The sequence below is a fragment of the Sporotomaculum syntrophicum genome, from assembly GCF_009932395.1.
GTDB lineage: Bacteria > Bacillota > Desulfotomaculia > Desulfotomaculales > Desulfallaceae > Sporotomaculum > Sporotomaculum syntrophicum.
Map to the genome: position 1 here is coordinate 1 of NZ_LSRS01000004.1, position 6,821 is coordinate 6,821.

A 6,821-nucleotide genomic window follows, 5' to 3' on the forward strand; every position below is an offset into this window, starting at 1 on the left:
AGTTAAGGAAGAAACACCAGCGGAAGAAACATCCGAGGCAATAATCCAAGCAACCGAGGAAGCGCAGGAAATCTTAGCAAGCGACCTGTTCATAGAACAAAAAGGAATACGTTCACTGGTGGACAAAGATGCCCGAGTAGGACGCAAAAGCAAGACCCATTCCTTTTACGGCTACAAGGCAGAAATCTGCCAAACTACCGATGGTAGTTTAATAACCAGTGTTACTGTAGACCCAGGCTCTTATGTTGATGGCAGCAATTTTAAAGACCACCTTGAGGAAGCCCTAAAAGCCGGTCTGACCGTGACCGGAGTATATGGAGATAAAGCCTATTTCCGGCCCGACATCCTTAATCTGATTAAGGCAAAAGGAATCTTTTAGCCTATATACCGGTAAGCGCCAGTGCTTATAAAATAGATGAAGATTAGCTAGACTACTGAGAGTTAGTGTAAATACTCCTGAATTATATGAGTACAGTCAAAGAGCTAAAACCCCGGAATTCCTTGCAGAATACCGCAAGCGAGCGAAAATCGAACCTAAAAATGCTTAAATTAAAAAGATTTCATGGATTGGACCGAGCCAAAGGCTACGGTCTAAAAAGTGTGCGCATTCAGGAAAAATTAACGGTCCTGGCAGTAAACTTGAAGCGGATAGCCAATATGGTATCAGCTTAAAAAGGTTTTGATGAGCTTTTTTTGAATTTTTTTCAGACCGTTGGTTGCTGATTAATTTACAATATATGTTTAAGGCAGGCTCTGAGGCGGCTTAAAAAGGATACTTTTTCAGTGGTCTCGAACCGTCCCCTTGCTGCTTTACAAATACTCAAGTAGCTCATTCATAAATTCCTGCTCCACCTTAACAAGCTTCTTTGCTAAATCCATACTTTCTTTAGATGCGGTCTTATATTTATTGATATACTTACTAACTGATTTAATCCCTATGTAGCAGCCATCAATCATTATGTCGGCAATTTTATGGGTATCATCATTCATCATCAATTTCATTTCCGTACCAATCCATGAAAAAGCCTTCGCACTAAATTTCGGGTCTTTCTCTTCCTCATGGTATTCATTTAACATTTGATGGCATTCATCACCAATCTTAATATGCTTATCATTGTATTTATCAATAATAGACTTAAGCTTCTCGTTTTTAATATAAGGCTGCACCTGCTCCATACTATTTGTACCCGCTTTACAACCCGCATTGCATTCCTTTAAGAGATTAATAGTATCTTCATTCATAGTTGTCATCCTTTCTAGTGTTTTTGTTAATATGAGGAGATACCAACTTTTTTATTTATAAATAACATTATAAAATCACAGTTCCATGTCTCCTACCCACATACACATTTACATTATGCATATTAAAAACTGTTTTGACAGCATTTCTTGGATACTGTCCGGCCACGATAAGTTTTCAGCCATGAAATGCATAATATTCTTTACCATTACCGTAATCTTCTTTTATCCACTAAATATTATTTGATGGGAAAGGTAAAATCATTTAGTTCATTCTCTAAAGAACCCAATGGATTGTGTTCGGAGAACTTTGCTATAGTGCGCATAATTCCGCACGGCGGAGAGCAACATGCTACGTTTACGTGAGCTTGCCGCTGTCGTAGCAATTCTACCCTGCAACAGGAAACTGCTATTCATTGTGGGTATATCAAGAACAGTTTGAGAAGAAAAGGCAGACCGTTACCAGAAAATGATATTTGGATTGCAGCATGCGCAATGCAACACAAATTGACGTTAGTTTCACAAGGCGAACACTTTACATTCATGAGTAATTTATATTTGGAAAAATGGCAACTAATTATTTATTGCAATCCTCTTCAGCAATTAGAATAAGCTTGCAGCACAAAAATGCACATAGAAATTCCCTGCCAAGAAACTGGCAGGGAATTTCTATATATGTTCCACAAAATATTCTTTATTTATATCAAATAATCCTGGCTTGATGGCTGCAACAAAGAGGAATCGTCCAACCGTCCCCCTGTGTTTATTCACTTGGCTAAATACACCTCGGTTGAACCCCGCTTATTATATAAAATACCTTCGGCTGTATTGTTATACACTTGAAAAAACCGTCAGCGATTTTGGCGGCCTTCCCCCCGCTGATTTTAAAAATTCCCGCATCATATGATTTGTTGATAAAAAAACTACCGGACTTATTGATCAATATATCGTCCGACGTTCACAAAAGCATATCCTTTAAAATCAAAAGGCAAGAGCGTGCTTTTCGTAAAAGCGTTATCCAGAGAAACCGGTTGTTCGTTTAAATCCTCCCCAAAGGCGGGAACGCAAATGACTAAATATCGATAGAAATTCGCTCGTAAAGTGACATATTATCGAATCCTTTTTTCATAAATTTCTTGAGTTCAAGTTCATTATATTTCATTCCCGCAACCCCTAAAATGTATTCTAAGATGTTCTCACCATTAAATCACCCAACAAATTTTACTTTCTTAAAAGCATTCGCTACGTTATCAAGCCTTGCTACCTGGTAAGAAGAAAATTTCGTCAACCATCTCTCAGGGATTCCCATATAACCCCAATAAACACCAGCCAGACCGCCAGTTATAGCTCCAATTGTATCAGCATCGTTACCAAGGTTAACAGCATTGATCACGGCTTCTTCAAAGCTATTACTGCGGAAAAAGCACCAAAGTGCACAGGCCAGGGAATCTACGGTATACCCACTAGGTTTAAGACGTTCTATATGCCAGAACTCAATATCGTTAAAAGCAATCAATATAAGACTTTCTGCGGCGCCCGCGAATTGACGAGCGGTATGGCTTAGAAATTTATCTTTCGTATTATTCCAAGCCTGTAACTTATCCCGTGTACCGTTAAGAATCTCCCTAACCAAAAGGCAGTAAAGAAAACAAGTTAGCCCGGCCTCGGGGTCCCAATGTGTTAGCCTGGCTATAGCCATGCTCATCTTATATATGTCTGCAGGCTCCCTATACATAAAAGCAACAGGGAGTGTTCCTCATTAAAGCTCCATTGCCAGCTGTTTGCATACCCTTATCATGAATTCTTAGGGCTGCCATATGCCAATCCTTTAGGTTCAGGTATTCTAAGTGTGCAGCGCTTATTGTATTACCTACATCAGATGGGTTTGTGTTCAGCCACTCAAGGAATCTTTCACCTACGTGAGAAATAGGTGCATAGGGGTCCATTAAAACGCCTTCCGCAACTGCCAAAGTCATCTCGGTATCATCGGTCCATTCACCAGGCGCTAGGTTTAGCCAGCCACCGCCTACGATATCTCTAAGCTGGACATACTTTTGTTTAATTTGCTGTTGGTCCATGAATTCTAAGGTTGCACCGAGGGCATCGCCAACTGCCACCCCATAGAGACCACCTTTGATTTTGTCCAAGTTGACCAACTCCTTAAATTAGGAACGATGTTTGTAGGATTTATGTGGCTAATTATCGTTATTCTCAACTATCAGCTCTTACGAAGAACGGTAACTAGGACTCCCATTATACCCGGTCAACTCCGGTCCCGCTACTTAGATAGCTGCCTTTTTAGCGCAGGTTTCCCTTCCGGTAGATGCCGCTGATAATTTTAAAATAAGCTTCTTATTGTATAATAGAATGGCTGTAAATATAAAATTCTTCCTGACTTGGCTGGAATTTCTTCTCCATTTTTTCCAGACTCTCATCAAAGCGCCCGGCTTCTTGTTCGTCTATCTTCATCACAGGGCTGTCATAGTAAATCCATTTCCTTCCGTCCAAAGCTTCCGGCTTCAGTTCTTTTACCATCATTGCTGCTGGGTATGTTCCATTCTCAAGACAGATATTGCACTTTTTACAGCTCTTAAAGCCACGGCTTACATAATTACTAGGATTTCCAAATATCACAATCACATCATAGCCAAGTGCAACCGCTTGTGCAAAAGAATGCTCCATAAGCATTTTTCCGTAACCCACTCTTTGGTATTCCGGCGTAATGCAAACCGGACCGAAGGTAAGGATTTCTTTTTCTTCCCCAGACTCATCAACCAGTTTTGCTTTTGTGTACATGATATTCCCGATGATCTGATTATCAACTTCAATCACCAGATCCAACTCCGGCAGAAAGTCTTTGTGGGATCGCATAACATGAACTAAATAATGTTCAATGCACCCCGGAATATATAAATTCCAAAAAGCTTTCCTTGTGATTTCTTCGACTCTTTCATAATCTTTTTCTTCTTCATTCCTAATCTTAATTATTTTGTTCATTTACTAACCTCCGATAATTTACCTAAGATCAAATTTTTGTTATTTTTATTATGGCATCTGCGGCGTCCCCCGTTAAATAGACACACTAAACACAAGTATTACTCTTTTTTTTCAAGAATATCTTTATATTTCATTGAACCATAATAAAGTTATTACCAACAGAGTTGCCGTAGTCTGCTATAAGTGACCGCCGTCCTTGACCCCATGTGCTAATCAAAGGGTACCCGACCGACGGATTTTGCCAAATAATAATTTCCTACGGTCGGATCTATTTAATCTAGCACATAGGGTCAAGGATCTTCGACAGCAAACGGCGGCTAGTTGTTAAGGTTAGAACCCTTCTTGTTTCATAAGCCGTTCTACACGTTATCAAATGCGTGGCCGATTTGCACATTATGCTCATAACCCTTTAGTAATCAGGTTTATATCAGCTCCACCGTGGTATCTTGGCATCTTTTTTCATAAAACACCAGGCGCCACTCCACTTCGCCCACCGGCTCAAAGTGTAATGCGGAGCAGGCTACATGGAGCCGGCCTTGGTCGCTGCCGCCGGAAACGATAGCAGTCGGACCATCTGCACCGCCAATGATACCGATGTAAACGCTACCAGATGCCTGCGGCCCATAGGGATAAGTGCGCTTCCGGCGGAGTTGGTCGGAACGAACGCAATCAGTAACAGTGAATGCACTATCGGGCAAATCCGGTGAGAGCGTATAGCGCATCACAATATAGTGCGTCGGGAAGTCTTGATTTTGGCTGACAAAATGCTGACGGGACATTTCCTGCCGCTCACATTCCTGCACGGTCAGCGTATGCCGTACACCGGTGGTCGGGTGTGTAAACGCGATGCGCTCACCAGGCGCTGATACATGGAAATGCGGTCCCGGTATAGCGACAGGCTCCTGCATAAGTGTTACGCTGAGTATCGTGAGCGGCGGTTTGCGTTTCTTCGTCCAAGGAAAAGCAGCACGCCAGATTGCCCAGCCATAAGCAGGATCAAGGCCATAATGCTGGATCGCGCTCTTGGCCTCAAGGCCGTTGCCCTCTGGGAAGCAGGGATTCCATGACAAGCCGCAGCCATGAGAGACTGAAAGGACAGTTCCATTCAACATAACCTCAGCATTTATATTAATGGCCAGCGGGTTTTCTGCCTCAATCTGCATCTGCTGTTCACCAGTAAAGCCGGCTCTATCGTTCTCAATAGAGAGATTCCACTTGTCCATAAAGGAACGAATGTGCTCAGTTGGAACCTGTACGCAAAAGTCCACGACCAAGCCTTTACCGCAGAGGTAAATCGCCGGAATATACCAGACTTCATTGTTCCAGACAAACCGCTTATCGAGAGTAATTTCCTTGCCGGCTCTTTCACGGTCATGATTACCCCAAAAATTGCCGTCAAAGTAAACCTTCCATTCGGGTATCTTCGGCGCGACAGGAACCCACTCATAGTAATCTTCCGTATATTTGATACGATTGTAATCAAACTCGGCCTGCAGCTCTTTGATATAAGCAAAGGGCTGCTCCATAGGCGCGAGCAACAGCTCCTCCCTAATGGTATCCAGCACGGTCTGCTGTTCAGCGGTAAGAGGATTGGCCTGCAGGAAGGCGTCAAACTGCGCTTGGTCCCAACAGTACACTTGCTCTAGTGCCGTAGCATCACCGCAAGCCAGCAAGAGCCGCAGGAAGTCCATAAAATCTCTTGCCACCGGATGCACATAGTTTCCCGATGTGTTCGCCGGGCCGACGGCAAACACCATCTCGCCAAAGCCACGTACGAAGCAATAGTGGATACCATCCACACCGGCCCAGCCAATCACTTTCGCACCCTTGGGTGTGCAGAAGTAGTCGCTTTTGCTCTCGCCACGTTCCAAGCCAATGCAGGAACCGTCAATATTCATCTTCAGATATCTTTCATAAATGGTTGCCATCATAACCTCGCGTTCTATGTATTCCCTGACTAATCTGATTTATTGCAATGTAGGATTATATAAATACTAATGACTTAAATAAATTCTGATTATTTTCGCATTATTAGCCTAATTGGACACGCTACAACTTATGGATACCTAAAACGTTACCACTACCAAGGGAAAGCATGGTAAATTATGGGTTTTACTAAATATAAACTTAACCGCAGGACAATGCTTATTAACAAAATCACCGTTAATAACTTGCACATAGCCATCAGAAAAGCATATCGGTAATGAGAAAAATATCTTAGAGTTAATCTTAGTCTCTATTATCGCATTTCTTGAATATCCAAGATTAATTGACACAAAAGTCGAGTAGATGCGCACCTCTTAAACTTTAGGGGACACTTTGTTTTCCCGGTTTCTCCCCGTTTCCTCTGGGAGTGTCACAATATTTGCCCCATGATTTAATTGGTCACGCACCCCTCACAGAACCGGACGTGCAGCTTTCCCGCATCCGGCTCTTCACACTGCCATTTACATTATGTAGCCGATACTTTTCCTTAGTTCATAGATATTAACGTATATTTTGGGCTTGGGTAACCGGTATTTAACCAGTAGTTTCGGGAAATTGCTCCAGTTATGGCTTCTCTTCTGGCTTCGTCTGTTTAAATT

5 protein-coding genes and 1 pseudogene are annotated in these 6,821 nt (G+C 42.3%); 1 reads left to right on the top strand and 5 read right to left on the bottom strand.

Annotated features, from left to right (window positions below):
• Positions 1-669: pseudogene (locus tag SPSYN_RS09520) on the top strand (transposase); the annotation flags it as partial.
• Positions 670-810: 141 nt separating this feature from the next.
• Here the strand turns inward: SPSYN_RS09520 and SPSYN_RS09525 are convergent.
• The 5 genes from SPSYN_RS09525 to SPSYN_RS09540 all read right to left on the bottom strand — a co-directional run bounded on the left by SPSYN_RS09525 (position 811) and on the right by SPSYN_RS09540 (position 6,164).
• Positions 811-1,242: a hypothetical protein gene (locus SPSYN_RS09525; RefSeq protein WP_161822273.1), complete on the bottom strand. Its 432-nt coding sequence runs from the start codon at positions 1,240-1,242 to the stop codon at positions 811-813.
• A 1,204-nt stretch (positions 1,243-2,446) separates the two neighbouring features.
• Positions 2,447-2,944, bottom strand: a complete 498-nt coding sequence (locus tag SPSYN_RS15730; RefSeq protein WP_243153002.1) for an ADP-ribosylglycohydrolase family protein — start codon at positions 2,942-2,944, stop codon at positions 2,447-2,449.
• A 22-nt stretch (positions 2,945-2,966) separates the two neighbouring features.
• Positions 2,967-3,386, bottom strand: a complete 420-nt coding sequence (locus SPSYN_RS15735; protein WP_202623796.1) for an ADP-ribosylglycohydrolase family protein — start codon at positions 3,384-3,386, stop codon at positions 2,967-2,969.
• A gap of 205 nt (positions 3,387-3,591) precedes the next feature.
• A complete protein-coding gene (locus tag SPSYN_RS09535) occupies positions 3,592-4,236 on the bottom strand; it encodes a GNAT family N-acetyltransferase (RefSeq protein ID WP_161822274.1) in 645 nt (214 codons plus the stop codon).
• Between the two features lie 422 nt (positions 4,237-4,658).
• Entirely contained in the window at positions 4,659-6,164 is a 1,506-nt protein-coding gene (locus tag SPSYN_RS09540) for a sodium ion-translocating decarboxylase subunit beta (RefSeq protein ID WP_161822386.1), read from the bottom strand.
• Positions 6,165-6,821: the final 657 nt, after the last annotated feature.

Bases quoted from the DNA above. Each gene is read 5' to 3' on its own strand.
- SPSYN_RS15730 (WP_243153002.1), bottom strand. From the start codon at position 2,944: ATGAGCATGGCTATAGCCAGGCTAACACATTGGGACCCCGAGGCCGGG.
- SPSYN_RS09535 (WP_161822274.1), bottom strand. From the start codon at position 4,236: ATGAACAAAATAATTAAGATTAGGAATGAAGAAGAAAAAGATTATGAA.
- SPSYN_RS09525 (WP_161822273.1), bottom strand. From the start codon at position 1,242: ATGAATGAAGATACTATTAATCTCTTAAAGGAATGCAATGCGGGTTGT.
- SPSYN_RS09540 (WP_161822386.1), bottom strand. From the start codon at position 6,164: ATGGCAACCATTTATGAAAGATATCTGAAGATGAATATTGACGGTTCC.